Source organism: Frigoribacterium sp. VKM Ac-2859, from assembly GCF_013204925.1.
In the GTDB taxonomy this organism is placed as follows: Bacteria; Actinomycetota; Actinomycetes; order Actinomycetales; family Microbacteriaceae; genus Frigoribacterium.
This window is the reverse complement of record NZ_JABMLC010000002.1, coordinates 702,228-727,353: the sequence shown is the minus strand read 5'-3', so window position 1 is coordinate 727,353 and position 25,126 is coordinate 702,228. Positions and strand designations below refer to the sequence as shown.

At 73.6% G+C, this 25,126-nt stretch carries 22 protein-coding genes and 1 pseudogene; 13 read left to right on the top strand and 10 right to left on the bottom strand.

Features of this window, described 5'->3' with window-relative positions:
- Positions 1-124 precede the first annotated feature (124 nt).
- Complete coding sequence (locus HQQ78_RS11295; protein ID WP_056043363.1) at positions 125-529, bottom strand: RidA family protein; 405 nt, start codon at positions 527-529, stop codon at positions 125-127.
- Positions 530-679: 150 nt separating this feature from the next.
- Between HQQ78_RS11295 and HQQ78_RS11290 the strand changes: the two genes are divergently transcribed.
- Positions 680-2,179 carry an alanine racemase gene (locus tag HQQ78_RS11290; protein ID WP_173153303.1) on the top strand — a complete coding sequence of 500 codons (1,500 nt, stop codon included), beginning with the start codon at positions 680-682 and terminating at the stop codon, positions 2,177-2,179.
- A 109-nt stretch (positions 2,180-2,288) separates the two neighbouring features.
- Here HQQ78_RS11290 and HQQ78_RS11285 read toward each other — a convergent pair whose 3' ends face one another.
- Positions 2,289-3,149, bottom strand: a complete 861-nt coding sequence (locus tag HQQ78_RS11285) for a hypothetical protein (RefSeq protein ID WP_173153300.1) — start codon at positions 3,147-3,149, stop codon at positions 2,289-2,291.
- Positions 3,150-3,287: 138 nt separating this feature from the next.
- On the opposite strand from HQQ78_RS11285, the gene HQQ78_RS11280 reads away from it, so the two are divergent.
- Positions 3,288-3,536: a DUF4287 domain-containing protein gene (locus tag HQQ78_RS11280; protein ID WP_123571236.1), complete on the top strand. Its 249-nt coding sequence runs from the start codon at positions 3,288-3,290 to the stop codon at positions 3,534-3,536.
- Between the two features lie 45 nt (positions 3,537-3,581).
- Here the strand turns inward: HQQ78_RS11280 and HQQ78_RS16415 are convergent.
- A pseudogene (locus tag HQQ78_RS16415) lies at positions 3,582-3,818 on the bottom strand (DivIVA domain-containing protein); the annotation flags it as partial.
- Between the two features lie 105 nt (positions 3,819-3,923).
- Here HQQ78_RS16415 and HQQ78_RS11270 point away from each other — a divergent pair.
- Entirely contained in the window at positions 3,924-4,454 is a 531-nt protein-coding gene (locus tag HQQ78_RS11270) for an SRPBCC family protein (protein WP_173153294.1), read from the top strand.
- 69 nt (positions 4,455-4,523) lie between these two features.
- Here HQQ78_RS11270 and HQQ78_RS11265 read toward each other — a convergent pair whose 3' ends face one another.
- On the bottom strand, positions 4,524-5,486 hold the full coding sequence (locus tag HQQ78_RS11265; protein ID WP_173153291.1) for a hypothetical protein: 963 nt from the start codon (positions 5,484-5,486) through the stop codon (positions 4,524-4,526).
- A gap of 131 nt (positions 5,487-5,617) precedes the next feature.
- Between HQQ78_RS11265 and HQQ78_RS11260 the strand changes: the two genes are divergently transcribed.
- Both HQQ78_RS11260 and HQQ78_RS11255 read left to right on the top strand, forming a co-directional pair.
- The gene (locus HQQ78_RS11260; protein WP_173153288.1) at positions 5,618-6,286 is read left to right on the top strand and encodes a response regulator transcription factor; all 669 of its coding nucleotides are present in this window, start codon (positions 5,618-5,620) and stop codon (positions 6,284-6,286) included.
- Complete coding sequence (locus HQQ78_RS11255; protein ID WP_371740460.1) at positions 6,283-8,004, top strand: sensor histidine kinase; 1,722 nt, start codon at positions 6,283-6,285, stop codon at positions 8,002-8,004. The genes HQQ78_RS11260 and HQQ78_RS11255 overlap by 4 nt, the downstream gene beginning before the upstream one ends.
- 423 nt (positions 8,005-8,427) lie before the next feature.
- Here HQQ78_RS11255 and HQQ78_RS11250 read toward each other — a convergent pair whose 3' ends face one another.
- Both HQQ78_RS11250 and HQQ78_RS11245 read right to left on the bottom strand, forming a co-directional pair.
- Entirely contained in the window at positions 8,428-9,408 is a 981-nt protein-coding gene (locus tag HQQ78_RS11250; protein ID WP_056043339.1) for an NAD-dependent epimerase/dehydratase family protein, read from the bottom strand.
- A gap of 142 nt (positions 9,409-9,550) precedes the next feature.
- Positions 9,551-10,501: a copper homeostasis protein CutC gene (locus HQQ78_RS11245; protein ID WP_173153285.1), complete on the bottom strand. Its 951-nt coding sequence runs from the start codon at positions 10,499-10,501 to the stop codon at positions 9,551-9,553.
- A gap of 69 nt (positions 10,502-10,570) precedes the next feature.
- On the opposite strand from HQQ78_RS11245, the gene HQQ78_RS11240 reads away from it, so the two are divergent.
- Positions 10,571-12,316: an AMP-binding protein gene (locus HQQ78_RS11240; protein ID WP_173153282.1), complete on the top strand. Its 1,746-nt coding sequence runs from the start codon at positions 10,571-10,573 to the stop codon at positions 12,314-12,316.
- Between the two features lie 139 nt (positions 12,317-12,455).
- On the opposite strand, the gene HQQ78_RS11235 is transcribed toward HQQ78_RS11240, so the two are convergent.
- The 4 genes from HQQ78_RS11235 to HQQ78_RS11220 are packed head-to-tail and all read right to left on the bottom strand — an operon-like array spanning position 12,456 to position 15,633.
- Positions 12,456-13,826, bottom strand: coding sequence for an N-acetylglucosamine-6-phosphate deacetylase (locus HQQ78_RS11235; RefSeq protein WP_371740461.1), 1,371 nt, complete (start codon positions 13,824-13,826; stop codon positions 12,456-12,458).
- Entirely contained in the window at positions 13,823-14,218 is a 396-nt protein-coding gene (locus HQQ78_RS11230) for a YrdB family protein (protein WP_056043326.1), read from the bottom strand. The genes HQQ78_RS11235 and HQQ78_RS11230 overlap by 4 nt, the downstream gene beginning before the upstream one ends.
- Before the next feature lie 34 nt (positions 14,219-14,252).
- A complete protein-coding gene (gene purU, locus HQQ78_RS11225; protein WP_371740462.1) occupies positions 14,253-15,188 on the bottom strand; it encodes a formyltetrahydrofolate deformylase in 936 nt (311 codons plus the stop codon).
- A 28-nt stretch (positions 15,189-15,216) separates the two neighbouring features.
- Positions 15,217-15,633, bottom strand: coding sequence for a DUF1304 domain-containing protein (locus HQQ78_RS11220; RefSeq protein WP_173153279.1), 417 nt, complete (start codon positions 15,631-15,633; stop codon positions 15,217-15,219).
- Between the two features lie 120 nt (positions 15,634-15,753).
- On the opposite strand from HQQ78_RS11220, the gene HQQ78_RS11215 reads away from it, so the two are divergent.
- The 7 genes from HQQ78_RS11215 to HQQ78_RS11185 all read left to right on the top strand — a co-directional run bounded on the left by HQQ78_RS11215 (position 15,754) and on the right by HQQ78_RS11185 (position 25,068).
- Positions 15,754-16,782, top strand: coding sequence for a LacI family DNA-binding transcriptional regulator (locus tag HQQ78_RS11215; protein WP_173153276.1), 1,029 nt, complete (start codon positions 15,754-15,756; stop codon positions 16,780-16,782).
- 295 nt (positions 16,783-17,077) lie between these two features.
- Positions 17,078-18,394, top strand: a complete 1,317-nt coding sequence (locus HQQ78_RS11210) for a hypothetical protein (RefSeq protein ID WP_173153274.1) — start codon at positions 17,078-17,080, stop codon at positions 18,392-18,394.
- A 36-nt stretch (positions 18,395-18,430) separates the two neighbouring features.
- Positions 18,431-19,732 (top strand): sugar ABC transporter substrate-binding protein, encoded by a 1,302-nt coding sequence (locus tag HQQ78_RS11205; RefSeq protein ID WP_371740463.1) that lies wholly within the window; start codon positions 18,431-18,433, stop codon positions 19,730-19,732.
- An 11-nt stretch (positions 19,733-19,743) separates the two neighbouring features.
- Positions 19,744-20,754, top strand: a complete 1,011-nt coding sequence (locus HQQ78_RS11200) for a carbohydrate ABC transporter permease (RefSeq protein WP_371740497.1) — start codon at positions 19,744-19,746, stop codon at positions 20,752-20,754.
- A 136-nt stretch (positions 20,755-20,890) separates the two neighbouring features.
- Positions 20,891-21,646, top strand: a complete 756-nt coding sequence (locus HQQ78_RS11195) for a carbohydrate ABC transporter permease (protein ID WP_218141852.1) — start codon at positions 20,891-20,893, stop codon at positions 21,644-21,646.
- Between the two features lie 195 nt (positions 21,647-21,841).
- Positions 21,842-22,897 carry a glycosidase gene (locus tag HQQ78_RS11190; RefSeq protein ID WP_173153268.1) on the top strand — a complete coding sequence of 352 codons (1,056 nt, stop codon included), beginning with the start codon at positions 21,842-21,844 and terminating at the stop codon, positions 22,895-22,897.
- Between the two features lie 74 nt (positions 22,898-22,971).
- Entirely contained in the window at positions 22,972-25,068 is a 2,097-nt protein-coding gene (locus HQQ78_RS11185) for a hypothetical protein (protein ID WP_173153266.1), read from the top strand.
- Positions 25,069-25,126: the final 58 nt, after the last annotated feature.

The window sequence follows — 25,126 nt, the reverse complement described above, 5'->3', positions numbered from 1 at the left end:
GAACACGGGCGTGTTCGGAGTGGGCGGGCGATCGTGCCGGCCCGGATAGTACGAACTCGCCCACTGTCGACGAGCGGCAGGGCGGCAGCTCGGCAGGGTCGCAGGGCCGGAGAGCCGCAGCGCGTCAGCTGAGGATCGCGAGCGCGTCGATCTCGACGAGCATGGCCTCGTTCGGCAGCTCGACGAACACCGTCGTGCGGGTGGGGAACACCCCGCTCGGGACGTTCTGCAGCAGGTAGGTCTCGTACGCCGCGTTCATCTCGGCGAAGTCGTCGCGCGTGGTGAGGAACACGCGCAGCGACACGACGTCGTCGAACGTCCCGCCGGCGCCCTCGACGATCGCCTTGACGTTGTCGAGCGTGCGGACGGTCTGCGACGTCAGGTCGCCGGGATGCAGGTACTCGCTCGTGGCGGGGTCTTGCGGGCCCTGGCCCGACACGCTGAGGAACCCGTTCTTGAGCACGCCCTGCGAGAAGGTCGAGATGGGGGTGGGGGCGCCGCCGGTGCGGACTTCGGTCTTCTCGCTCACAGGTCTGCTCTTCTCTGGTGGATGGTCGGTGGGCCCGACGTGAGGTGTCGCCCGTCGGGGGTGGCTGCAAAACTACCGTCAGGTACCGACACACGGCCTGACCGCAGCACCACTCCGCCCACCCCCGAACCGCACCCGTCGGAAGGCACCATGACCACGTCGTCCTCGACCCCGTCCGCCCCCGTCCCCACCAAGGTGGGCTTCGGCCGCGAGCCCCGGCCGGTCCCGCTGATCGACCTCGCGACCCCGCTGCTCACGATCGACCTCGACGCCCTCACCCACAACGTCGAGACCATGGCCGCCTGGTGTCGCGAGGCCGGGGTCGACCTGGCGCCGCACGGCAAGACGACGATGGCACCCGAGATCTGGCGCCGGCAGCTCGACGCCGGCGCGTGGGGCATCACGCTCGCGACGGCGTTCCAGGTCGCCGTCGCGCGCGAGGCCGGGGTGCCGAACGTCGTCCTGGCGGGCACCGCGTTCGCGCCCGCGACCCTCGCGGCGCTCGCCGCACCCGGCGTCGACGTGCTCATGTGGGTCGACTCGGTCGAGACGGTGCGCCTCGTCGACGCCGCCCTGGCGCGGGCCGAGGGCGAGCGTCCGCTCGCCGTGCTGGTCGAGTTCGGGTCTCCGCTCGGCCGGACCGGCGCGCGCTCGGTGCGCGAGGCGCTGCTCGTCGCCGAGGCCGTGGCGGCGGCACCGCACCTCGTCCTGGCCGGGGTGGCCGGGTACGAGGGCGCCCTCACACACGACGTCGACGCGGCCGGCATCGCCGTGGTCGACGACTACCTGCGGGGGCTCCTCGAGGTGCTCGACGGCATCGGTGCGCCGGCCTTCGACCCGTGGCTGTCGAGGGGTCACGACGTGGTGGTGACCGCCGGCGGCAGCGTCTACTTCGACCGGGTCGTCGCCGTGCTCGGCGACCGGCACGACCCTTCGGGGTTGCAGGGGCCGCGCACGCGCGTCGTGCTGCGGTCGGGTTCGTACGTCGCCCACGACCACGACCTCTATCGCCGGCTGACCCCGTTCGCCCGCGACACGATGCCGTCGACCCGTCACGCCGTGCCGTCGACCGCAGGAGGCGCGGCCGGCGTCGACGCCGACGTCACGGTCGTCGTCGGCGACGGTTCGGCGGGGTCGCAGGCCGACCGCGAGATGGGCGGGCCGACCGACGGCGAACTCACCGGGTTCGACGGAGCGGCCGAGGGGTTCGACGCCGAGCAGGCCGCGGGGTTCGACGCCGAGCAGGTCGAGGGGCCGACGATCGAGCCCTCGTTCCTGCCGACCCTCGAGCTCTGGGCGTCCGTGGTGTCCCGTCCCGAGCCCGGGCTCGCCCTGCTCAACGTCGGACGGCGCGACACGTCGGACGACGAGGGGTTCCCGGTGCCGCTCGAGGCGTGGCGTCCGCAGGCGGCCGACCGGCGCCTCCCGGGGGTGCTCGACGGGTCGCACGTGTCGGCCCTCAACGACCAGCACGCCTTCCTGCGGCTGGACCCGGCGTCGGGGCTGCAGGTCGGCGACCTGGTGCGGCTCGGCGTCTCGCACCCCTGCACCACGATCGACAAGTGGAACGAGATCGCCATGGTGCGGGGCTCGGCCGACCGCCGCGGTGTGCCACCCGTCGTCGAGGGCAGCATCACCACGCGGTTCTGACGGAGCCTGCTGTTCTGACGGAGCCTGCTGTTCCGACGGAGCCTGCTGTGCTGACCGGTGCCGGCGCTTCCGAGCGGCCGGCGCCCTGACGGCCGGTGCGGCCGGCGGCCTACGAGCCCGAGCCCTCGTCGGTGCCGGGGGTGGGGGTCGGCGCGTCCGTGGGAGGGGCGGGCGCGTCCGTCGGCGGGGTGGGGCGGTCGGAGTCGTCCTCGGTGTCGCCGGAGTCCGTCTTCGGGCCGCCCTTCTCGCCGGGGCCGTGGCCCGGGCCGCGCTTCTCTCCCGGGCCCTGCGGTCCGCCAGCCATCGGGCCGCCGGCGGCGGGGCCGCCCTCCGGTGCCTCGGGCAGGGCCTTCCCGTCGGGGCCGACGCCCGGGGTCGGCAGAGCCTTGCCGTCGGGCCCGGTGCCGGGGGTCGGCAGGGTTTCGCCGTCGGGCCCGGTGCCCTCGGCCGGAGTGCTCTCGTCCGAGTCGTCACCCGCAGCAGGCGGGGTCGGTGCGTCGGTGGGTGCACCGGTGGCGTCGTCGGAGCCTCGTTCTCCCGGCCCCTGGCGTGAGCCGTCGGCCTGGTCCGTCGCGTCGTCCCGGCCCGGCGTCGCGCTCGAGGAGGCGCTGGTCGAGCTCCCGGCGTTCGACACCGCGACGGCGGTGCTGGTCCCGACCAGGGCGAGGCCGGCCGCCGCGATGCCGATGCCGACGAGCAGGCCCTTCCTCGGGCGCCGTCGCGGGGTCGACTCCGCTCGGAACGCGCTGCCGTCCGTGGGCAGTTCGCGGGTGCGCTGGTCGTCGGCGACGATCGGGGTGGTCGGGGCCGTGGGCTGGCCCGACGGCCGGGCCGGCAGCTCGGTCGTCGCACGGGCGTCCTGGTCCTCGTCCTCACGACGCAGTCGCTCGGCCCACGCATCGTCCTGCGCGGGGGTGTTCTCGTCGCGACGGTCGTCGTCGCGGCCGTCGGGGGTGGTGTCCTTCGCCATGGTGTCTCCAGATGTCGGGTGCCGGGCGAGCCGCGGTGCGGCTGGCGGTCGGGGCGTTCCCTCCGGCAGACACCACTCTCGGAACCGAATCTGAAGCGGGGCTTAAGTCGCGTCGACACCGACTGCTACCGTCACGGCATGTCCGAGCAACGCGTCCTGGCACCCGAACCGCCCGCCGACGGCCAGACCGTCAAAGGGCCGGCGTCGTACTTCCCGAGCATCGAGCGCACCTACGGGCGGCCGGTCCAGGAGTGGCTCGACCTGGTCGACGAGCGTCTCGACGAGCACGCGCACATGCAGGTGGTGTCGTGGCTGAAGTCCGAACACGGCCTGGGCCACGGTCACGCCAACGCGATCGTCGCGTACGTGCGCCACGCCCGCGGCTGACGCGTCGTCGGGACGCGGTCAGCGACCCCCGGCCGACTGGCGTCCCCTGAGCTCGACGACGACCTGGTCCAGGAAGTCGTCGACCTCGTCCTGGTCGTAGCCTTCCCTGAACCTCGTCGGTCGGAACCGGGCGGCCACGACGTCGACGTCCGCCAGGAGGCCGACGGTGGTCCCCTGCTCGTAGGCCGCGAGGGTGGTCCGGATGCGCTCGAGGAACGGGTCAACGTCCTCCATCGCGTAGCCGTCGCGGAAGCGGGTCGGAGTGAATCTCTTCTCGGTCACGTCTCGTGCGAGCACGTCGCTCCTCGGGGTCGGGTGTCGACAGATCTGTCCTGATCTTTCCACGCCCGTGGTCGCCCGGACGTCCGGAGGTGCGACGATGAGCCCATGCCCGTCGTCGAGTCCCGGTGCGTCGTTCCTGTCGACCTCCACGTCGCCTTCGCGGTGTCGCAGACCCAGGGGGAGGCGCGCAAGCGGTGGGACCCGTTCATCCGGCGGCAGTACCTCGTCGGCGGTGCGCCACGGGCCGTCAAGGGGGTCCGGACGTTCACCGTGCAGCGTTTCGGGTTCCGGATGGAGAGCGAGTACGTCTCGTACAACCCACCGACGAACGTCGGCATGAAGATGACGAAGGGGTCGTGGTTCTTCGCGCGCATGGGCGGGGGATGGCGGTTCAGCGAGGTCGACGGCGACCCGAGCTCGACCGAGGCCGTCTGGCGCTACAACTTCTCGTGCAAGCCGGCGTGGCTGGCGCCCGTGGCCGAGCGCATCGGCGCCGTCCTCCTGCAGCGCGACATCGACCGACGCATCCGCGGTTTCGCCCGGGGCTGCGTCGACCCGTTCGTCCTCGCCCACCTCGACCCCGACCTCGGCGGCGCCGGTGACCTGGCCCGCACCGTGCCTCCGGCCCTTCCGTAGAACCCGTTCACCGACGGTCCAGCGGCGCCTCCCCGCATCGATCCGTCTCGGTGGTTCGGCACGGACGAGTCAGGTGTCGGTGGGACTGAATGCCGGTGCCGGGTCGGGCTCGTGCGCGTGCCGGAGGACTTGGCGTAGGCGTCCTACCAGCTCGTCGGCCACAAGGCGTTCGTCGTGTCCGTCCTCGACGCTGGCGGTCCCGAAGTCGTCGGGCCGCTGGGCGTCGGGTCGGTGGGTGGCACCGAGATCGACGTCGATGGTGCCCTTCGCCACCTCATGGAGGGTGTTCAGCACGGCCTCGAGCTGGTCGAGGGGAACGGCGAACCACGGATCTCGGTTCTCGTCGCCCCCGGCATCGTCCTCGAGCGCCCAGGCGGTCCACGCGATGCGTCGTGCGCCGACGGCAGTGGTGCGCGGCGGGCCGGGCCGGGGGGCCGGCGCGTCGCGGGCGGCGCGGGCGGCCCGACGCGACCAGGCGAGTGCGTCCTGCGCATCGAAGCCGATCTCCCTGGCCGGGTAGGGGTCGCGGGAGTCCTCGGCGTCCGCCTGCAGCGCGGCCGACATGAGCAAGAGGTCCTGGGTGGAGAACGCCACGACGATCTGCCTCTTCGTGCCGATCGGGCCTTCGCCTCGGTCGTCGATGAGCAACAGCTCGAGGGTCTCGTCGGCATCGACGCGACGGAGTGCGGGGACGACCCGGTCGTCCCAGACGTGGTGGCGCCAGGGGGCGGAGGAAAACTCATCCAGGTCCGGAGGGATCGGAGGCTGCCGCCGCTGGAACGGCCACCAGCCCGGGGAACTCGGACGGGTCGGGAGGGTCGGGGCGCCAGAGGGCGGCCCCTCACGCTCGGCGATGACGAGGAGGAACAACCACAGGGCGACCAGGAAGAGCCCGAACGCCGCCAACCCCACGGTCAGGTAGGCCGACGGCCACCGGGCCGAGATCGGCCCTCCGAGCCAGAACGCGAGCAGCGACAGCCCCAGCAGGACGCCGCCCGCGACGAGTTGCCGTCGTCGGCGCTGTCTCCCCATGCGCCGACCCTAGCGGCAGGCCGAGCCCGTCGGCGGTCCACCCCTGGTGGCAGTCCGCGGCCACGCGACCCACACCGCACCCCCAGCCCCTCCATAGCCTCCGCCCACCGACCGGCCCTACCGTTCGGAGGATGCTCAGCCCCGCCCGCGTCCTCGTGATCGACGACGACGAGACCATCCGCACCGCCGTCGTCACCGCGCTGGGCGCCGAGGGCTTCGCCGTGCACGGTCTCGCGGACGGCTCCGACCTGTCCGAACAGCTGAAGGCGTTCGTGCCCGACCTCGTCGTGCTCGACTGGATGCTGCCCGGGGCGAGCGGCATCCGGCTCGCGAGCACGATCCGCACCTCGTCCGACGCCGCTGTCGTCATGCTGACCGCCCGCGACGAGGTCGACGACCGGCTGCGCGGCTTCTCCGAGGGCGTCGACGACTACGTGGTCAAGCCCTTCGCCGTCGCCGAACTGATCGCGCGCGTCACGGCCGTCCTCCGCCGCCGCGGCCGCATCCCGTCGGTGATCGAGATCGGCGACCTCGTCGTCGACCCCGAGGCGGCCCGCATCACGCGCGGCGGCGAACCACTCGACCTCACCGCGACCGAGTTCCGCCTGCTCGGCTTCCTCGCCGAGAGCCGCGGACGCACCGTCTCGAAGACGCAGATCCTCACCCAGGTCTGGGGCTACGACGACTACGACCCCAACCTCGTCGAGGTGCACCTCAGCGCCCTGCGCCGCAAGATGGAGACCCGGGGCCCCCGCCTGATCCACACCGTCCGCGGCCTCGGCTACCGGATGAGCGCGTGAGGCGCGCCCGCCGTCCCGCCGCGCTCTCGACGGGACACCACCCCCGAGGAGGCGCGGTGCCGGCCCCCGAGACCGCCACCCCCGGGCTGCGCACCGGCTCGTTGCGCGTCCGCACGGTCGTCGCCGTGCTGCTGCTGCTGGCCGTCCTGCTGGCGGCGCTCGCCGTGACGGTCGAGCTCACGCTCGGCCAGCGACTCCGCGCCCAGGTCGTCGACCGGCTGTCGGACCGCGCCGCGGCCGCCGCCGCCCTGGTCGGCACGGTCGACGGCGACGAGCTCGCCGACCGGCTCTCGGCCCAGGGGCTCTCGGTCGTCATCCGCGACGCCGACGGCGAGGCCATCGTCGCCGGCCCGAGCCCCGACCAGCTGCGCGAGGGCCCGCCCTCGCTCGGCGACGGCCCCGGACGCGGCGGCCCGGCCTCGGGGCTCGACGACGGACCAGGAGGCGCGGGCAACGGCAGCCCGGACGGCACCGGCACCGGCACCGATGAGGCCGGAACCGACTCCTCGAGCGGCACCGACGCCGGGGACGCGACCGGCACCTCCTCGTCCGACGCGGTCACGGTCACCTCGTCCGAGGTGCGGAGCGACGACGAGGTGACCACGCTCGTCTCGCAGCTCAGCGACGGGTCGACGATCACCCTGACCACGGACTCGCGGTCGGTGGGCGAGACCCTGGTGCAGCTGCGCTGGGTGATGATCGGCGCCTCCGCGGCGTTCCTGCTGATCGCGGCGGTCGGCCTCGCCCTCGTCGTGCGGGCCACCCTGCGGCCGCTCGACCGGATGACCGGCGTCGCCCGGTCGATCGCACACGGCGACCGGGGACGACGCCTGCGGCCGGCCCGACGCGACACCGAGATCGGCCGGGTCGCCGTCGCCTTCGACGAGATGCTCGACGGCGTCGAGGGGGCCGAGCGGGCCGCGCTCGACGCCGAGACGCGGGTGCGCGCGTTCGTGTCGGACGCCGCCCACGAGCTGCGCACCCCCGTCGCCGGGATGCGCGCCGCGGCCGACACCCTCGTGCGGTCACCCGGCACGGCCGACGAACGCGAGCGGCTGGCGACGCACGTGGTGCGCGAGGCCGAGCGCGCCTCCCGGTTGATCGACGACATGCTGCTGATGGCCCGCGTCGACCAGGGCATCTCGCTGGACGTCGCACCCGTCGACCTCGGGGCGTCGCTGCTCGCCGACGTCGAGCGTCAGCGGCTGCGACGGCCGTCGCTCGACCTGCGCGTCCTGCTGCCCGACGGGCCGGTCGTGGTCGCGGCCGACGCGGGTCGGGTCTCGCAGATCGTCGGCAACCTGGTCGACAACGCCGCCCGGGCGACGGGGGGCACGGGGCGGGTGACGCTCTGGCTCGACGCATCGCGTACCGACGAGGTCGCGGTGCTCGTGTCCGACGACGGCCCGGGCGTGCCCGAGCGCGACCGCGAGCGGGTGTTCGACCGGCTGGTGCGGCTCGACGAGGCCCGACGGTCCGGGGACGGAGGCGCGGGCCTGGGGTTGCCCATCGCCCGCGGCCTCGCGCGCGCCCATGGCGGCGACCTGGTCTGCGAGCCTCCCGGGGTCGGCCGGCCCGGCGCGGTGTTCCGGCTGACGCTGCCCGTCGCCGTGCGTGCGGTGCGGGCCGGATCGGAGGCGGCGGCGGCGGCTGCGGCGGCTGGCGCCCCGACGGCCGCAGCCGCGCCCGCACCCGAGCTGCGTCGCACCGCCCACTGACCGTCGCACTGCCCACTGAACGTTGCACCGCCCACATCGGCGGTGCAACGTTCAGCCGGCGGTGCGTCGGCGGCCCGGTGGCCCGGCCCGGTGGCCCGGCCCGGTGGCCCGGCCCGGCCCGGCCCGGTGGCCCGGCCCGGCCCGGCCCGGTGGCCCGGTGGCCCGGCCCGGGGCCGAGGTCGCACCACGCCCGGGTCGTGGAACCACGCCCCCGGGTGGTTCGACGACGCGACGGTGGTGCGACGTCGAGCTGGCGGTGCGTCGGCGGGTCGGTGGCCGGGCCCGGGGCCGAGGTCGCACCACGCCCGGGTCGTGGAACCACGCCCCCGGGTGGTTCGACGACGCGACGGTGGTGCGACGTCGACCCGAAGCTCCAACGGGCCGGGGCCGGGGGCCGGGCCGGGGTCGGGACCCGAGTCCGGGCTAGAGCGCGACGAGCCGCTCGTAGGCGTCGTCGACCCAGGGGTCGACCGTGCGACGGGAGGCGTCGGCGTCGTGCCACGCGACGATCTGGCGGGCTCCCTCGGCGAAGGGGACCCGCGCCTCCCACCCGGGCACCAGCGCGCGGATCTTCGACGTGTCGAACACGGCGGGGTGGCTGCGGTCGCCGCAGAGGTCGGCCGTCCACTCGGGCACCTCGTCGGTCAGGACCTGCGTCGTGCGGTGGACGACGTGCAGCGACGCCCCCGCGGCGTCGGCGAGGTCGCGCGCGATCATGTTCCAGGTGAGCAGCTCGGGCGACATGATGTGGAACGCCTCGCCCAGGGCGCCGGGGTGCCCGAGCAACCCGACGAACGCGCGGGCGAAGTCGCTCGAGTGGGTCAGCGCCCAGAGCGAGGTGCCGTCGCCGTGCAGCACGACCGCGTCCCCGCGGCGCATGCGCTCGATCGGGGTCCAGCCGCCGAGCAACGGCACGTGCGTCTCGTCGTAGGTGTGCGACGGCCGGACCACGGTCGCCTGCACCCGCCCGGCGAGGTGTTCGTCGCGCAGCAGGCGCTCGCAGGCGATCTTGTCGCGCGAGTACGACCACCACGGGTTGAAGAGCGGCGTCGCCTCGGTGATCGGCAGCGTCACCGGGGGCTTCTGGTAGGCCGACGCCGAACCGATGAAGACGTACTGGTCGGTGAGCGGGGCCACCACGCGCAGCATCGAGGCGAGCTGGTCGGGCGTGAAGGTGAGGAAGTCGGCCACCGAGTCGAAGCGACGCCCGTCCAGGGCGGCGACCAGCGCCTCCTCGTCCCGGACGTCGGCGACGAGCTGCTCGACGCCCGCGGGCACGGGCCGGATCGTGGTGCTGCCGCGGTTGAGCACGGTCACGGCCAGGCCGTCGCGCAGGGCCTGCCGCACCACCGAGGCGCTGATCTGCCCGGTGCCGCCGATCACGAGGAGGGACGTCGATGTCATCGCTCCACTGTGCACCCCCGCGCCCGGTGGCGGTCGCCGTCGTGCACCGGAGCCGGGCAGGAGGCGCGGGTCGGGACCCTGGGGAGGAGGCGCGGGTCGGGACCCCGGGACGGGCCCCGTCGGCGTCGCGGCGGCCGCCGGATCAGGCCTGGTCGAGGGCGTGACGGGCGGCGCGGACCAGGTCGTGGTCGGTCTCGAACCACGAGTCGGTCGACGCCTCGGTGCCGAGCGACACGGTCGTCCCCGACCGGGACGAGGAGGCGCGCACGGCCCGCGCCCGCTTCGCCGAGAGGTGGACGGCGTCGACCCCCGCGGCCACGAGCGCCGGGACGTCGCCGAGCTGAACGCCGCCCCCGGCCATCACCTGCACGTCGCCCGCGACCTCGACGAGGCGCGGCAGCACCCCCGACGCCAGACCCGCCCCGACCGTGGAGGAGCCGCCCGACGTCAGCACGCGCGTGACGCCCAGCCCCGCCAGGGCCGTCACCGCCGCGACGGGGTCCGCCGCACGGTCCACGGCCCGGTGGACGGTGATCTCCAGTGGGCGCGGCTCGAGCGGGCGCGACTCGAGCGGGCGCGACTCCAGCGTGCGCGGCTCGAGTGGTGAGACCCCGGGAGCCCGCGTAGACCCCACGCCGCGCGGAGGGACCTCGGCGACGTCCTGCGGTCCGGCGACCCGGTGCCGAGGTGCGGCGGCGTCGAGCGCGGCTTCGACGAACCAGCGGAGGGCGTCGACGTCCAGCGAGCCGTCCTCGCGCAGCGCGCCCACGACGACGCCGGCCACGCCCGAGCGCACCAGCGCCCGGATCTCGCGCACCATCACGTCGAGCTCGTCCGCGTCGTACGCGAACCCGCCGGGCCGGCACCGCACCAGCGCGTGCACGGGCACGCCCGTCGCGACGGCCGCCTCGACGAGGCCCTGCGACGGGGTGACGCCCCCGAGCTCGAGGGCGCTGCAGAGTTCGACCCGGTCGGCTCCGCCGTCGCGGGCCGTGACGGCCCCGGCGGCGCTCGTCACCGCGATCTCGAGCGCGGGCCGCCGGCGGGCGGACGTGTCGGCGGATGAGGAGGCGCGGGTCGCGTCGTTCGTCATGTCACGACCCTAGGCGAGCGGCTCTCCCGCATGCCGGGCCCGGCATGGGTGGGGGTGCATGATGGCGGGATGTCCGACGCACCCGCATCCGCACCCGCCGAGGCCCCGGCCACCGCCGCCTACCGGGCGGCCCGCGACCACCTGCTGGGGCTCGGGCACGACCTCGACCGGGCGAGCGACGAGTTCCGCTGGCCGGACGTGGGCGACCGCTTCAACTGGGCGACCGACTGGTTCGACGTGGTCGCCGACGGCAACGACCGCACGGCGCTCTGGATCGTCGAGGAGGACGGCTCCGAGCAGCGGGTGTCGTTCGACGCCATGCGTCGGCGCAGCGACCAGGTCGCCGCGTGGTTGCACGACCTCGGCGTCGCCAAGGGCGACCACGTCATGCTCATGCTCGGCAACCAGGTCGAGCTGTGGGAGGCCATGCTCGCGGTGATGAAGGTGGGCGCGGTCATCCTGCCGACGTCGACCGTGCTCGGCAGCGCCGACCTCGCCGACCGCATCGACCGCGGGCTCGTCCGGCACGTGATCGCCAACGCGGCCGACGCCCCGGCGTTCGCGGGGGTCGACGGGGTCGAGGCCGTCACGCGGATCGCGGTCGTCCCCGAGGGCGACCAGACCCCCGCGGGCTGGACGTCCTTCGGGGACTCGCACCGCGCCTCCTGGGACCGCCCCGACGTCGCCACCGCGACGGAGGACGCCTGCCTCGTCTACTTCACGTCGGGCACGACGAGCAAGCCGAAGATGGTCGTGCACTCGCACGCCTCGTACCCCGTCGGGCACCTGACCACGACGTACTGGCTGGGCGTGCAGCCGGGGGACGTGCACATGACGATCTCGTCGCCGGGCTGGGGCAAGCACGCCTGGAGCTGCTTCTTCGCGCCGTGGACCGCCGAGGCCACCGTCTTCGTCTACAACTACGGGCGCTTCCGCCCGGCCGAGCTCCGCGACCAGCTCGAGCGCGCCCGGGTGACCTCGTTCTGTGCGCCGCCGACCGTGTGGCGGATGCTGATCCAGTCGTCCCTGGGTCCGCGGCCGAGCGCCCTTCGCGAGGCGCTCTCGGCCGGCGAACCGCTCAACCCCGAGGTGATCGGGCGGGTGCAGCAGGGTTGGGGCCTGGACATCCGCGACGGGTACGGGCAGACCGAGACGACCGCCATCGTCGCGAACGCGCCCGGCGGCACGATCAAGGCCGGCTCGATGGGGCGCGCCCTGCCCGGCGTCGAGGTCGTGCTGGTCGACCCCGTCACGGGTGTCGTCGGCGACGAGGGCGAGGTCTGCCTCGACCTCACCACGCGGCCCGTCAACCTGATGACCGGCTACCTCGGCGACGCCGCCCGCACCGAGTCGTCGATGCGCGACGGGCTGTTCCACACCGGCGACGTGGCGGTGCGTGACGCCAACGGCATGATCACCTTCGTCGGCCGCACCGACGACGTCTTCAAGTCGTCGGACTACAAGGTCTCGCCGTTCGAGGTCGAGAGCATGCTGATCGAGCACCCGGCCGTCGCCGAGTCCGCGGTCGTGCCGGCACCCGACGACACCCGGCTGAACATCGTCAAGGCGTACGTGACCCTGGCCGAGGGGTGGGCACCCGACGCCGAGACCGCGCGGGCCGTCCTGGCTCACGCCCGGGTGTCGTTGCCCGCCTACGAGCGGGTCCGGCGGGTCGAGTTCGCCGAGCTGCCGAAGACGATCTCGGGCAAGATCCGACGCGTCGAGCTGCGTGACCGCGAGGAGGCGCTGGCCCGGTCGGGCGAGCGGGCCGCGGCCGAGTGGCGCGACGCGGACTTCCCCGACCTGAAGGGGTAGGGCCGCTCCGCGAGCCCGACGCCCCACGGCTCCGACTCACGGCACCGCGTTTCGTGCACGGCACCGCAACTCGTCGCGGTGCCGTGCACGAAACGCGGTGCGGTGTCGGGCGGAGCGGGGCGGGGCCGGGTGGCGGGGATCAGCCGGCGGGCAGTTCGCGGCCGGCGGCCCAGACCCGGGCAACCGTCCAGTCGTCGTGCCACGCGACGGCGTCGGCCACGTGACCGGGGGCCAGGCGCCCGAGCGACGGTCGGGCCCCGGCGGCCGGCGCCGTGCGCGGCGCCAGGCCCAGCCCAGCGCCCAGCGCACGGTCCTGCGCCGTGCGCTCGACGCCGGCCTGCGCTCCGGACATGTCCGCTCGCCTGCCCCCGGCGTCGAGGCCGAGCACGCGGGCCGGCACGAGCGTCAGCGCCGCGACGGCGTCGACGGCCGAGAGTCCGGTCTGCAGGACGGCGATGCGCAGGGCGGCGTCCTGCGTCAGGGTCGAGCCCGCGATGGTCGACGTGCCCGTGAGCGTGGCGACGCCGTGCTCGACCGTCACCGCGAGTTCGCCGATGCGGTAGTCGCCGTCGGCGGCTCCGGCCGCGGCCATCGCGTCGGTGATGAGGGCGACCCGCCGGGGCGCCGAGCGCAGCACGAGGTCCGCCACGGCCGGGTGCACGTGCACGCCGTCGAGGATCAGCTCGATCATCACGCGTTCGTCGCCGACCGCCGCGACGAGCGGCCCCGGGTCGCGGTGGTGGATGCCGGCCATGGCGTTGAACGCGTGGGTCACGAGGCTCGCGCCGCGGTCGAACGCCGCGCGGGCGAGGTCGAAGTCGGCCTCGGTGTGCCCGACGGCGGCGACCACGCCCGAGCTGACGAGCCGGTCGATCGCGTCGAGCCCACCGGGCAGCTCGGGGGCGAGGGTGACCTGACGGACGACGTCGTCGCCGGCCTCGAGCAGGCTCTCGACCGTGGCGGCGTGGGGTTCGAGCAGGAAGTGCGGCGCGTGGGCTCCCCGCCGGTCGGGAGCCAGGAACGGCCCTTCGAGGTGTGCCCCGAGCACGAGCGGATCACGCCGCATCAGGTCACCGATCACCCCGAGCGACCGGGAGAGTACCGGCACCGGATTCGCGACGAGGCTCACCAGCGAGCGCGTCGTGCCGTGCCGGCGGTGCAGCGCGAGTCCCGCGTCGAGGTCGCCCGGCCCGCCGTCGAAGGCGTGCCCGCCGCCGCCGTGCGTGTGCAGGTCGATGAGCCCCGGGGTGAGCGTGGCGCCCGCGAGGTCGACCGTGAGGTCCGCGGGGGGCGGCACCGCGCCTCCTGCGGTCGGGTCGTCGGGTGCACCCGACGCCGCCGAGGAGGCGCGGGTCGCATCGACCCCGTGCCTCGCCCCGGCCGCCGCGCGCGCCCCCGGCACCGTGGCGCCGGTGGCGACGATCACGTCGCCGTCGACGAGCATCCAGAAGCCCTCGACCACGCCGTCGGCGTCGACCTTGCGGGCGTCGGAGAACAGGGTGGTCGTCACCGGCGGGCCCCCCGGCCGTTCTCGCGACGGAAGGCCAGGACGCCCGTGACGCCGGCCAGGACGGCGAACGCCACGGCGACGACCGGGTAGCCGAGCATGGCCCAGGCGGCGACCACGGCACCCATGATCGCGATCTCGACCAGGGCCTTGCCGACGGCGTCGGTCGGGATCGGGGCGCGTGGCGAACGGAACAGGCCCCACACGACGATCGCGAAGAGCGGCGCGCCGATCATGAACGCCAGCGACGGGAACGGGAACGGCCAGGCGAGGTAGCCCCAGAAGCCGAGGCTCAGGAAGGCGAGGATCAGCGTGACGAACCGCACCACGTCGAGGGGGCCGACCGGGCCGCCGCGGGCCGGGACGGGGGAGGGGGCGGGGTCGGTCGGGGTCACGCGTCCAGCGTACGGCCGGTGTGCCCGGGCGGGGCTAGCGGAAGACGATGGTGCGGGCGCCGTCGAGCAGCACGCGGTCCTCCGCGAACCAGCGGACGGCCTGGGTCAGCGTGCGGCTCTCTTCGTCCTGGCCGATCGCCATCAGCTCGGGGGCGCTGCGGGTGTGGTCGACGCGGACCACGTTCTGCTCGATGATCGGCCCCTCGTCGAGGTCGCTCGTGACGAAGTGCGCCGTCGCGCCGATCAGCTTCACGCCGCGGGCGTGCGCCTGGCGGTAGGGGTTCGCCCCCTTGAACCCGGGCAGGAACGAGTGGTGGATGTTGATCGCCCGCCCCTCGAGCGCGGCGCAGAGCTCGGGGCTGAGGATCTGCATGTAGCGGGCGAGCACGACGAGCTCGACGTCGTAGCGGTCGACGACCTGCAGCACGCGGGCCTCGAAGGCGGCCTTCGACTCGGCGTCGGTGACCGGGTGGTGCTCGAAGCGCTTGCCGTAGAACTCGGCGAGGCCCGACAGGTCGTCGTGGTTCGCCAGGATCAACGGCACCTCGATCGGCAGCTGTCCCGCCCGCTGCCGGAACAGCAGGTCGTTCACGCAGTGCGCCGCCTTGCTCGCGAGCACGAGCGTGCGGGTCGGGCGACCGACGACGTCGAGCTTCGCCTGCACGTCGTAGTGCGCGAGCACGGGCGCCAGCGCCGCCTCGAACGCGTCGCGCTCGCCGGGGGCCTCGACCTGCAGGCGCATGAAGAACGTGCCGGTGTCGTGGCTCGAGAACTGCGCCGACTCGGTGATGTTGCCGCCCGCCTGCACGACGGCACCGCTGATCGCGTGGACGATGCCGGGTCGGTCCTGGCAGACGAGCGTGAGCGTCCAGTGCGTCGTCGGGGCGGCCGGGGCAGCGGCCCGAGCGGCGTCGGCCGTCGCGGCGTCGGGGGCGGAGGAGGCGCGGGTGGCGTCGGTCACGTCGGTCACCCGCCCAGGGTAGTGCGGCCGAACCCGGTCAGGCGGCGGCGATGAGCAGCGTGACGAGCGCGACGAGCGGGAGGAACCCCTGCGTGACCGCGGCGCGGGTCTTCGTGCGGTCCGAGAGCAGCAGGACGAGCGCGGCGGCGAGCATCGACCCCGTGCCCGCGACGAGCAGGGCGTTGCCCGAGGGGGATGCCTCGAAGGCGCTGCCCGCGCCTCCTGCCCCTCCGGCGACGATCAGCACGACGCCCACGATCGTGACGATCGCGAGGAACAGGTTGTAGAAGCCCTGGTTGTAGGCGAGCGGCTTCGTGTGCTCGGCCTGGACGTCGTCGGTGATGCCGAAGGTCGCGCGGACGCGGGGGGTGGTCCAGAGGAAGGACTCCATCACGAAGATGTAGAGGTGCAGCAGGGCGGCGAGCGAGGCCGCGAAGAGCGAGACGATGAGCATGCCCCGACCCTAGGGCCGGGCGGTCCACGCGAGGGTGGCGGCTGCGGCGGGTCAGTAGCATCGTGGGGGCGCAGCGGGCGCACACGGGCATCGGCACCGGCGAGGACGAGGAGGCGCGGCGTGGCAGAGCGGGTCACCATCGTCGAGGTCGCGGCCCGGGCCGGCGTCGCGATCAGTTCGGTCAGCAGCGCCCTCAACGGTCGCCCCGGCGTCTCGGAGCAGACCCGCGCGCGCATCCGGCAGGCCGCCGACGACCTCGGCTTCGTGCCGAGCGTCCGGGGCCGCAGCCTGAGCGCCAAGCGGGCGTTCACCGTCGGGCTCGTCGTGCACCGCGACCCGTTCGTGCTCGAGTCCGACCCGTTCTTCGGCAGCTTCATCGGCGGGCTCGAGTCGGTGCTCGACCCGCGCGGGTACGCGCTCATCCTGCAGATGGGGTCGGCGGCGGACGAACCGCTCGACCGCTATCGCCGGCTCGCGGCCGGACGTCGGGTCGACGGCGTCGTCCTGAACGAGCTGACGGTGGACGACCCGCGCGTCGAGCTGGTCCGCGAGCTCGACCTGCCCGCCGTCGGGGTCAACCCGGCCGGGGACTTCCCCCTGCCCGCCGTGCGGCAGGACGACTCGGCCGGCATCGGCGAGCTCGTCGAGCACCTCGTGTCGCTCGGTCACCGGCGGTTCGCCCACGTCGCCGGGCCCGGGCGCTTCGTGCACTCGCGGCGTCGCGGGGCCGCCTGGCGGGACGCCGTCGTCGGAGCCGGGCACGAGCCCGGGGCGGTCGTCGAGGCCGACTTCACCTACGACGGGGGAGCCCGGGCCGCCGCTCGCCTCTTCGGCCCGGACGCACCGGTCGACGACCGCCCCACCGCCGTCTTCTGCGCCAACGACCTGGCCGCCATCGGGTTCATGACCGAGCTCGACCGGCTCGGGGTCCGCGTGCCCGACGACGTCAGCGTGGCCGGGTTCGACGGCATCGAGCTCGGGTCGTACGTGCGCCCCGGGCTGACCACGCTGACGACGGCTCCGCGGCTGATCGGGGCCGAGGCGGCGCGCCTCCTGCTCTCGGCCGTCGAGGGCGAGACCGTCACCGACGCCGAGATCGAGCCCGCCCGGCTGCTGGTCCGCGCATCGACGGGCCCCGCCGCCCGCTGACCCCGCGGCGCCCCGCGCCGCCCTGCGCTGCGTCAGAGTTCGCTCGGCGCCCGGGCGTCGAGGACGCACCACGCTCGCGTCGTCGAACCACGTTCCGAGGTGGTTCGACGACGCGAGCGTGGTGCGCCCTGCGGCGGGAGCCCGGTGGGTGCCCGTCGGGCGTCAGGTCAGGAGGCGCGGGTCGGGAGATCGCGCCGTGAGGGGTTCCGGCGCGGCGGCGGACGTGCTAACTTCTCGATCTACCGAAACGTTTCGGTAGACCAGTGAGACCGCACACGACGAAGTGGGTGCCCCGATGACGACCGCCAGTGACACGACGAGCACCGAGGCGAGCGCCGACACCGGGCCCGACACGACGCGCGTCGACACCGGGCCCGACGCCACGAGCACCGACACGACGAGCACCGACGCCACGCGCGCCGACACCGGGCCCGACGCCGACGTGGCGCGCGCCGCCTCGAAGCCGTACCTCGTCCCGCTGACCCGGGAGCGCCTCCAGACGGTCCTCGACGAGGCCCTCGTCCACCGCAACGAGCTCACCGGCGCCCTCTCGCAGCTGACCTTCTCGAGCCCCGCCGCGTACGAGCCGGGCCGCCCCGACTGGGCGGTCGGGCCCTTCACCGCCGACCCGGCGTTCACCTTCACGCTGGACGGCCAGTGGCCCGACCCCGACGGACTCGTCTGGACGAGCGAGTCGCTCTACAACCCCAGCCTGATCGAGCACGACGGCACTCTGCACCTCTTCTACCGGGCCTCGCCCCGCAAGGAGAGCCTCGGCAGCCGCATCGGCCACGCCACCCTCGCCCTCACCCCCGACGGCGAACCCGCACCCGGCACCGCCTGGGTCGACGACCCGGCCAACCCGGTCGTCCGTCCCACCCTCGACGACGAACTGTTCGGCACCGAGGACCCCAAGGTCTACCGCGCCGAGGGTCGCTTCTGGCTGTTCTACAACGGCGTCTTCCCGATCACCGAGGAGGCGCGGGTCGCGCACCCGAGCCCCGGGTACCCCGTCCAGGCGGTCGGCATCGACCTGCTGGTCGCCGTCAGCGACGACCTCGTCACCTGGCAGAAGCTCGGCCCGATCGCCGACCACGAGCAGACGCGGCTCTGGGCCAAGGGCGCCGTGATCCCGCGCGACGAGCACGGGAACGCCGTCCGCCTCGGCGGCAGCGGCAGCGGCGGCGGCGGCCGTGACGACGGGGACTACCTCATGTTCGTCAGCGAGGGCTTCGACGGCGTGCTGCACGTCGGCCGCTCGGACGACCTGCGCCACTGGACCTTCGAGCCCGTGCCGTACCTCGACCTGTCGGGCGTCGGCGGCCACCTGCACGAGGTCGCCGCCGCGATCGTCACGGGTGACGGCCGACTCGTGCTGGACGTCTTCCACGACGTCGACGGGGTCTTCGCGGCGAGCCAGGCGCTCTACGACGTCGGGCGTCCGGTCGACCAGCTCGCCCTCACGTCCGGCGGGTCGCTCAGCTGGGGCGGCCTGCAGCAGATCGGCGGCCGCTGGACCTTCGCCCAGGGCTGGGACGCCCCCGCCGGCCACCGCGACCTGTACTTCTACCGCACCGACCCGCACGCCCCGGCACCGCAGACCACCCCCTAGCCACACCCGCAGCACCACCCACCCAAGGAGAACACCGTGCAACGACGCACACGCTTCACCCGCCGCGCGACCCTCGGCGCGACCGTCCTGGTCGCCGCCCTCGGCCTGACCGCCTGCTCCGGCGGCGGCGGTGCCTCGAGCGACGCCCTCACCGCCAAGGGCCCCATCACCATCTGGTACTCGAACAACGAGCAGGAGGTGACCTGGGGCAAGGCCATGGTCGAGGCCTGGAACGCCGACCACCCCGACGAGCAGGTCAAGGGGCAGGAGATCCCCGCCGGCAAGTCGAGCGAAGAGGTCATCGGCGCCGCCATCACGGCCGGCAACGCCCCCTGCCTCGTCTACAACACGGCCCCCAGCGCGGTCGGGCAGTTCCAGAAGCAGGGCGGCCTGGTCGACCTGTCGAGCTTCGACGACGGCGCGAGCTACATCGAGGAGCGCAGTGGCGACCTCGCGAAGCAGTACCAGGACGCCGACGGCAAGTACTACCAGCTGCCCTGGAAGTCGAACCCGGTGATGATCTTCTACAACAAGGACCTCTTCACGAAGGCCGGCCTCGACGCCGAGAACCCCGACCTCTCCACCTACGACGACTTCCTCGCGACGTCGAAGACCCTGGTCGACGCCGGCGTCTCGAAGTACGCCATCCACCCGGCGCCGACGAGCGAGTTCTTCCAGTCGCAGTTCGACTTCATGCCGCTCTACGCGGCCGAGACCGGCGGCACCGGCCTCGTCGAGGACGGCAAGGCGACCTTCGCCGACACCGCCGGCGAGGACGTGGCGACCTTCTGGCGCTCGCTCTACGAGCAGGGGCTGGCCGGCCAGGAGCAGTACACGGGCGACTCGTTCGCCGACGGCGAGGCCGCGATGTCGATCGTCGGGCCGTGGGCCGTGTCGGTCTACAAGGACGTCAACTGGGGTGCCGTGCCCGTCCCGACCAAGGACGGCACGAGCGCCGACGAGACCTACACGTTCAGCGACGCGAAGAACGTCGGCATGTACACGGCCTGCGAGAACCAGGGCACGGCGTGGGACTTCCTGAAGTTCTCCACCAGCAGCGACCAGGACCGCGCCCTGCTCGAGACCACGGGCCAGATGCCGATCCGCACCGACCTGGCCTCGACCTACTCCGACTACTTCGACGCGAACCCCTCGTACGCGCTCTTCGGCGACCAGGCGGCCCGCACGGTCGAGGTGCCGGCCGGCCCGAACACCGTCGCCGAGTTGCAGGCCTTCCGCGACGCATGGTCGAGCAGCGTGATCTTCGGCAAGGGCGACGTCGACTCGTCGCTCAAGGACGCCGCGGACAAGATCGACGAGCTCGCGGCGCGGGGCTGATCGTGTCCACCGTGCACGAGGCGGCGGCAGCGTCGCCGACCGCCGGACGAGCCGAGGAGGCGCACCGCGCCTCCTCGGGGGGTCCCGGCTCCGGGCACCGGGCGGGCCGTCGCCGCGACGGCGACCCGCGCGGGCGTCGGCGGGGCGGCCCCCTCGGCAAGCACCCGCTCGGCCTGCTGTTCAGCGCGCCCTACCTGGTGTTCGTGCTGGCGGTGTTCGCGTACCCGTTGGTCTACGCGGTCTACATCGCGTTCCACGACTACTTCTTCACGGCGCCCGGTGCCGTCGTCGCGCGGCCCTTCGTCGGCCTCGACAACTTCGTCTCCGCGTTCACCGACCCGGCGGTCATCCGCTCGTTCGGCAACGTCGGCGTCTTCCTGGTGATCAACGTGCCGCTGACCGTCGTGCTGAGCATGGTGCTCGCCACGGCGCTCGACAAGGTCGCCCACTTCCGGGGGTTCCTGCGGGTGGCGTTCTACGTGCCGTACCTGACGGCGAGCGTCGCCGTCGTCGCGGTCTGGTTGTTCCTCTTCAACGGCGACGGCCTCGTGAACAACGTGCTCGGACCGTTGGCCCCGACCCCGTCGTGGCTGATCAACTCGGCCTGGGCCATGCCCTCGATCGCGTTGTTCGTCACCTGGAAGCAGCTCGGCTTCTACATCCTGCTGTACCTCGCGGCGCTCCAGAACGTGCCGAAGGAGCTGTACGAGGCGGCCTCGAGCGACGGTGCCGGCCCGATCCGGTCGTTCTTCACCGTCACCGTCCCGGGCGTGCGTCCGGCCACCGTGCTCGTGCTGCTCGTCTCGACCGTCACCGGGGCGAACCTCTTCACCGAGCCGTACCTGCTGACCGGGGGAGGCGGGCCGAACGGCGCGTCGACCTCACCCGTGCTGCTGATGTACCAGAAGGGCATCGAGCAGGGGAACCCCGACCAGGCCGCCGCGATCGGCGTCGTGCTCGTGATCCTCGTGCTGGTCATCGCCCTGCTGCAGAACCGGTTCGCCGGCGGAAAGGAGGACTGAGATGACCGTCTCCGACGAGACCACCGCCCGCCCCCTGCGGGTCGGCAAGAAGCCGCCGTTGACCCGGGCCCAGACCACGCTGCGCGGCGTCGTGCTGGCGATCGGCGCCCTGGCGTTCCTCTTCCCGTTCTACTACATGGTGATCGGGTCGCTGCAGACCAAGCCCGACCCGACCGTGGCCGGGGCGTTCCCGCACCCGTCGAACCTGACGGTCGAGAACTACGCCGCGATCGACAGCCGCATCGGGCTGCTCAGCGGCCTGCTCAACTCGGGCATCTTCACGGTCGGCGTGCTCGCCTGCACCCTCGTGTTCGGGGTGCTGGTCGGCTACGCGCTGGCGGTGCTGCAGTGGCGTGGTCGCGGGGTCACCTTCGCGCTGGCGCTGCTCGTGCAGGTGGTGCCCTTCCAGCTGCTGATCATCCCGCTGTACGTGCTCATCGCGCGCAACTACGGGCTGAGCGACAACTACCTGGGCATGATCCTGCCGTTCGCCATCAACTCGACGGCGGTGATCATCTTCCGGCAGTACTTCCTGCAGCTGCCGAAGGAGCTCTTCGAGGCCGCGCGCATCGACGGCACCGGCGAGTTCCGGCTGCTGTGGAACATCGCGTTGCCGCTCGTGCGCCCGGCGCTGGTCACGGCCCTGCTGCTGACCTTCATCGGTCCGTGGAACGAGTTCCTCTGGCCGTTCCTCATCACCAAGGAAGCGTCGATGCAGCCGCTCGCCGTGTCGCTGGCGAACTACATCAGCAACGTGGCGGCGACCGCGGCGAACCCGTTCGGCGCGACCCTCGCGGGCGCCGTCGTGCTGGCCGCTCCGGTCGTGCTGCTGTTCATCGTGTTCCAGCGCTACTTCATCTCGACCGACGTCGGCTCGAGCGTGAAGGGCTGACCGACCGCCTCCCGACCCGAGGAGGCGCGCTGCGCGACCGGCGCGCGCCGCGCCTCCTCGGCTCCCCACCCCCAGACCGGGTCGTCGTGCCGACGGCCCCCACCGCAGGAGGCGCGGTGCGATCCCCCCTCGCATCGCGCCTCCGTCGCCTCTCGCCTCTCGCTTCTCGCTTCTCGCCTCTCGAAAGGGCCTCCCATGGCTGACTTCCCGTACCGACTGACCCGCCTGGGCGTCGTGATGACCCCCGACCCCGACTCGCCCGACGAGGCCGAGGGGGTGCTCAACCCCGGTTCGGGACGCGGGCCCGACGGCGAGCTCTACCTGCTGCCGCGGCTCGTCGCCACGGGCAACGTGTCGCGCGTCGGGCTGGCCCGGGTCGTCGTCGAGGACGGCGTGCCCGTGGGCGTGACCCGCGAGGGCGTCGTGCTCGCGCCCGATCGCGGGTGGGAACGCGGCGCGACCCACGCCGGCGTCGAGGACCCGCGCGTCACGTGGATCGAGGAGCTCGGGCTGCACGTGATGACCTACGTCGCCTACGGGCCGCTCGGGCCGCGCACCGCCGTCGCCGTGAGCGACGACCTGCGCGACTGGCGCCGACTCGGGCCCGCGACCTTCGAGTACGTCGACGAGCTCGACACCGACCTCGGGCTGTTCCACAACAAGGACACCGTGTTCTTCCCGTCGCCGGTCACCGCGCCGGACGGCGTGCGCAGCTTCGCCGTGCTGCACCGACCGATGTGGCACATCGGTGCGACGGTGCCGGGCGAGGGCAGTCCGCTGCCGGCCGGCGTCACCGACGGGCGGCACTCGATCTGGATCAGCTACGTGCCGGTCGACGCGGTCGCCGCCGACCCGCGGGCGTTGGCGCGGTGGGGGCAGCACCGGTTCGTCGCCGGCCCCGAGTTCCCGTTCGAGGAGCTGAAGATCGGCGGCGGCCCGCCCCCGCTGCGCATCGACGAGGGCTGGCTGCTGCTGCACCACGGCGTCACCGGCGTGATCGACGACGCCTTCGCCCAGCAGCAGAACGTGAACTACGCGGCGGGCGGGATGATCCTCGACGCCGACGACCCGTCGCGCGTGGTCACCCGGTCGGAGGTGCCGCTGCTCGAGGCCGAGACCGCCGACGAGCGCGACGGCATCGTGCCGAACGTCGTGTTCCCGACCGCGATCGAACACGTCGACGGCGTCCCCTACGTGTTCTACGGCATGGCCGACTCGAAGATCGGCGTCGCCCGCCTCGACCGCCCCTGAGCTCGCGCACGGCCCGACGTCACCCCCGGACCGACGACACCCACGGATCACCGACAAGAAGGAGGCGGTCGACGATGATCGCACGCAACTCACGATGGACGGGCGCGGCACTGGCCGCGGCCCTGGCGACCGTGCTGGGGGTGACGGGGGCGCTGCCGGCTGCCGCCGCGCCTCCTGGTCCGGCGGCCGCGCCGCCCGGCTCGGCCGCGCCGACCGCCCCGGCGGCCGCACCGGCCGTGGCACCGTTGACGAACCTCGCGCACCTGGACTTCCTGCTCGACCGGACGACGCCCGTGCCCGAGGCCGGGCACTCGACCTACCGGCAGAGCGCGGAGCCGACGCTCACCCTGCCGTGGACCTACGCCGACGCCCGCGACGGCGGCACCTTCGCCCGGGTGGGCGGCGGTCCGCTCGACCCCGCGACCGGGTACTGGGGGCAGGGCGCGTACAACAGCGACGACGTCTCACGGACGGCCGTCGTGTACCTGCGCGACTGGAAGCAGACCGGCTCGGAGTCGAGCCGGCAGAAGGCCTACGAGCTGCTGCGGGCGACCGCGTACTTCCAGACGACCACCGGTGACGCCGCCGGCAACGTCGTTCTCTGGATGCAGCCCGACGGCACCTTCAACCGCAGCCCGGTGCCGGTCGAACTGCCCGACCCGTCCGACAGCGGCAACAGCTACTGGCTGGCCCGCAGCATCTGGGCGTTCGGCGAGGGGTACGCCGCATTCGCGGACGACGACCCGGAGTTCGCCGCGTTCCTGCAGCAGCGGCTGCAGCTCGGCGTGACGGCGCTGAACCGCGAGACGCTCGCCCGCTACGGTCGGTACGACGTGGCCGACGGGGCGAAGGTGCCCGCCTGGCTGATCGGCTCCGGAGCCGACGCCTCGGCCGAGGCCGTCCTCGGGCTGAGCGCCTACTCGGCCGTCGTGCCGGGTGACGCGGCCTCGCGCACCGCGCTGACGCAGCTCGCCGAGGGCGTCGCCGCGATGTCGTCCGGCGACGGGCAGACCTGGCCGTACGGAGCCGTGCTGCCCTGGGCGAAGTCCCGCTCGATGTGGCACGCCTGGTCGTCGCAGATGCCCGTCGCCCTGGCCCGGGCGTCGACCGTGCTCGCCCGACCCGACCTGCTGAAACCGGCCGTGCTCGACCAGACCTCGTTCACGACGACGCTGCTCACGGCGAGCGGGCCCGACAACGCCTGGTACCCGACGCCCGTCGACCAGACGCAGATCGCCTACGGAGCCGACTCGCGGCTGCAGTCGGCGCTCGCCGTGGCCGGTGCCGGCGCGGGGGCCCCGGGTCTGAAGCGCGTCGCGGCCGTGGCCGCGAGCTGGTACTTCGGCACGAACCGCTCGGGCACCCCCGTCTACGACCCGGCCACCGGGGTGACCTTCGACGGCGTGCAGGCCGACGGCACGGCGAACCGCAACAGCGGTGCCGAGAGCACGATCCACGGCCTGCTGTCGATGATCGCCCTCGACGGCGCCCCCGACGTCTCGGCCGAGGCTCGAGGGCTGACGAGCGTCACGTCGCGTGACGGCCTCACGGTGGTCGAGGCCGAGACGGCGTCGCCCACGACGGGCACGGTCGTCACCCCCGACTCGGCGTGGACGGGTGAGTCGCAGTACGGCGGTGGGTCGGCGCTGCGGCTCGAGCCCGGGCAGAGCGCGACGATCACGGTGCCCGCGGGCTCCGGGTTGCGGCACGTCGAGCCGGTCCTGCTCGCCGCCGAGGGAGTGCGCTCGACGTCGGTCTGGAAGGCGGGACGCGTGCCCCTGGGGACGCTGACGACGCAGGCCGGGGCGCAGGGCGTGACCGCCGCCTCCGGGGCTCTGCTGCCCCAGACGCTGCCGGTGCCGATCGGTGCCGGAGCGACGGCGATCACCGTGACCGCCGGCCGCGACGCGACCGTGGTCGACGGCCTGATCGTGCGGCCGCTCGTCCAGCGGCTCGTGCTCGCCGGGACGGCGGCCGACGGTCGCCCGACGACGACCGAGCTGCTGTCGTCGACCTCGCGGCTGCCGTTGCCGACCCCGGTCGGCGTGCGGGGCAGTCGGACGTCGGCGTCGTCGTACGACGCGCAGGGCCGCCTCGTGCAGCAGCGCGACGTGCAGGGCCGCAGCCTCGTGCTGGTCAAGCCCGGCGGCTTCGTCGTCCTCACCCGCTAGCCGGCGCCGAGACCCAGGAACCCGCTCGGACCCCAGCAACCCCCGTGAGGGTCTAGGC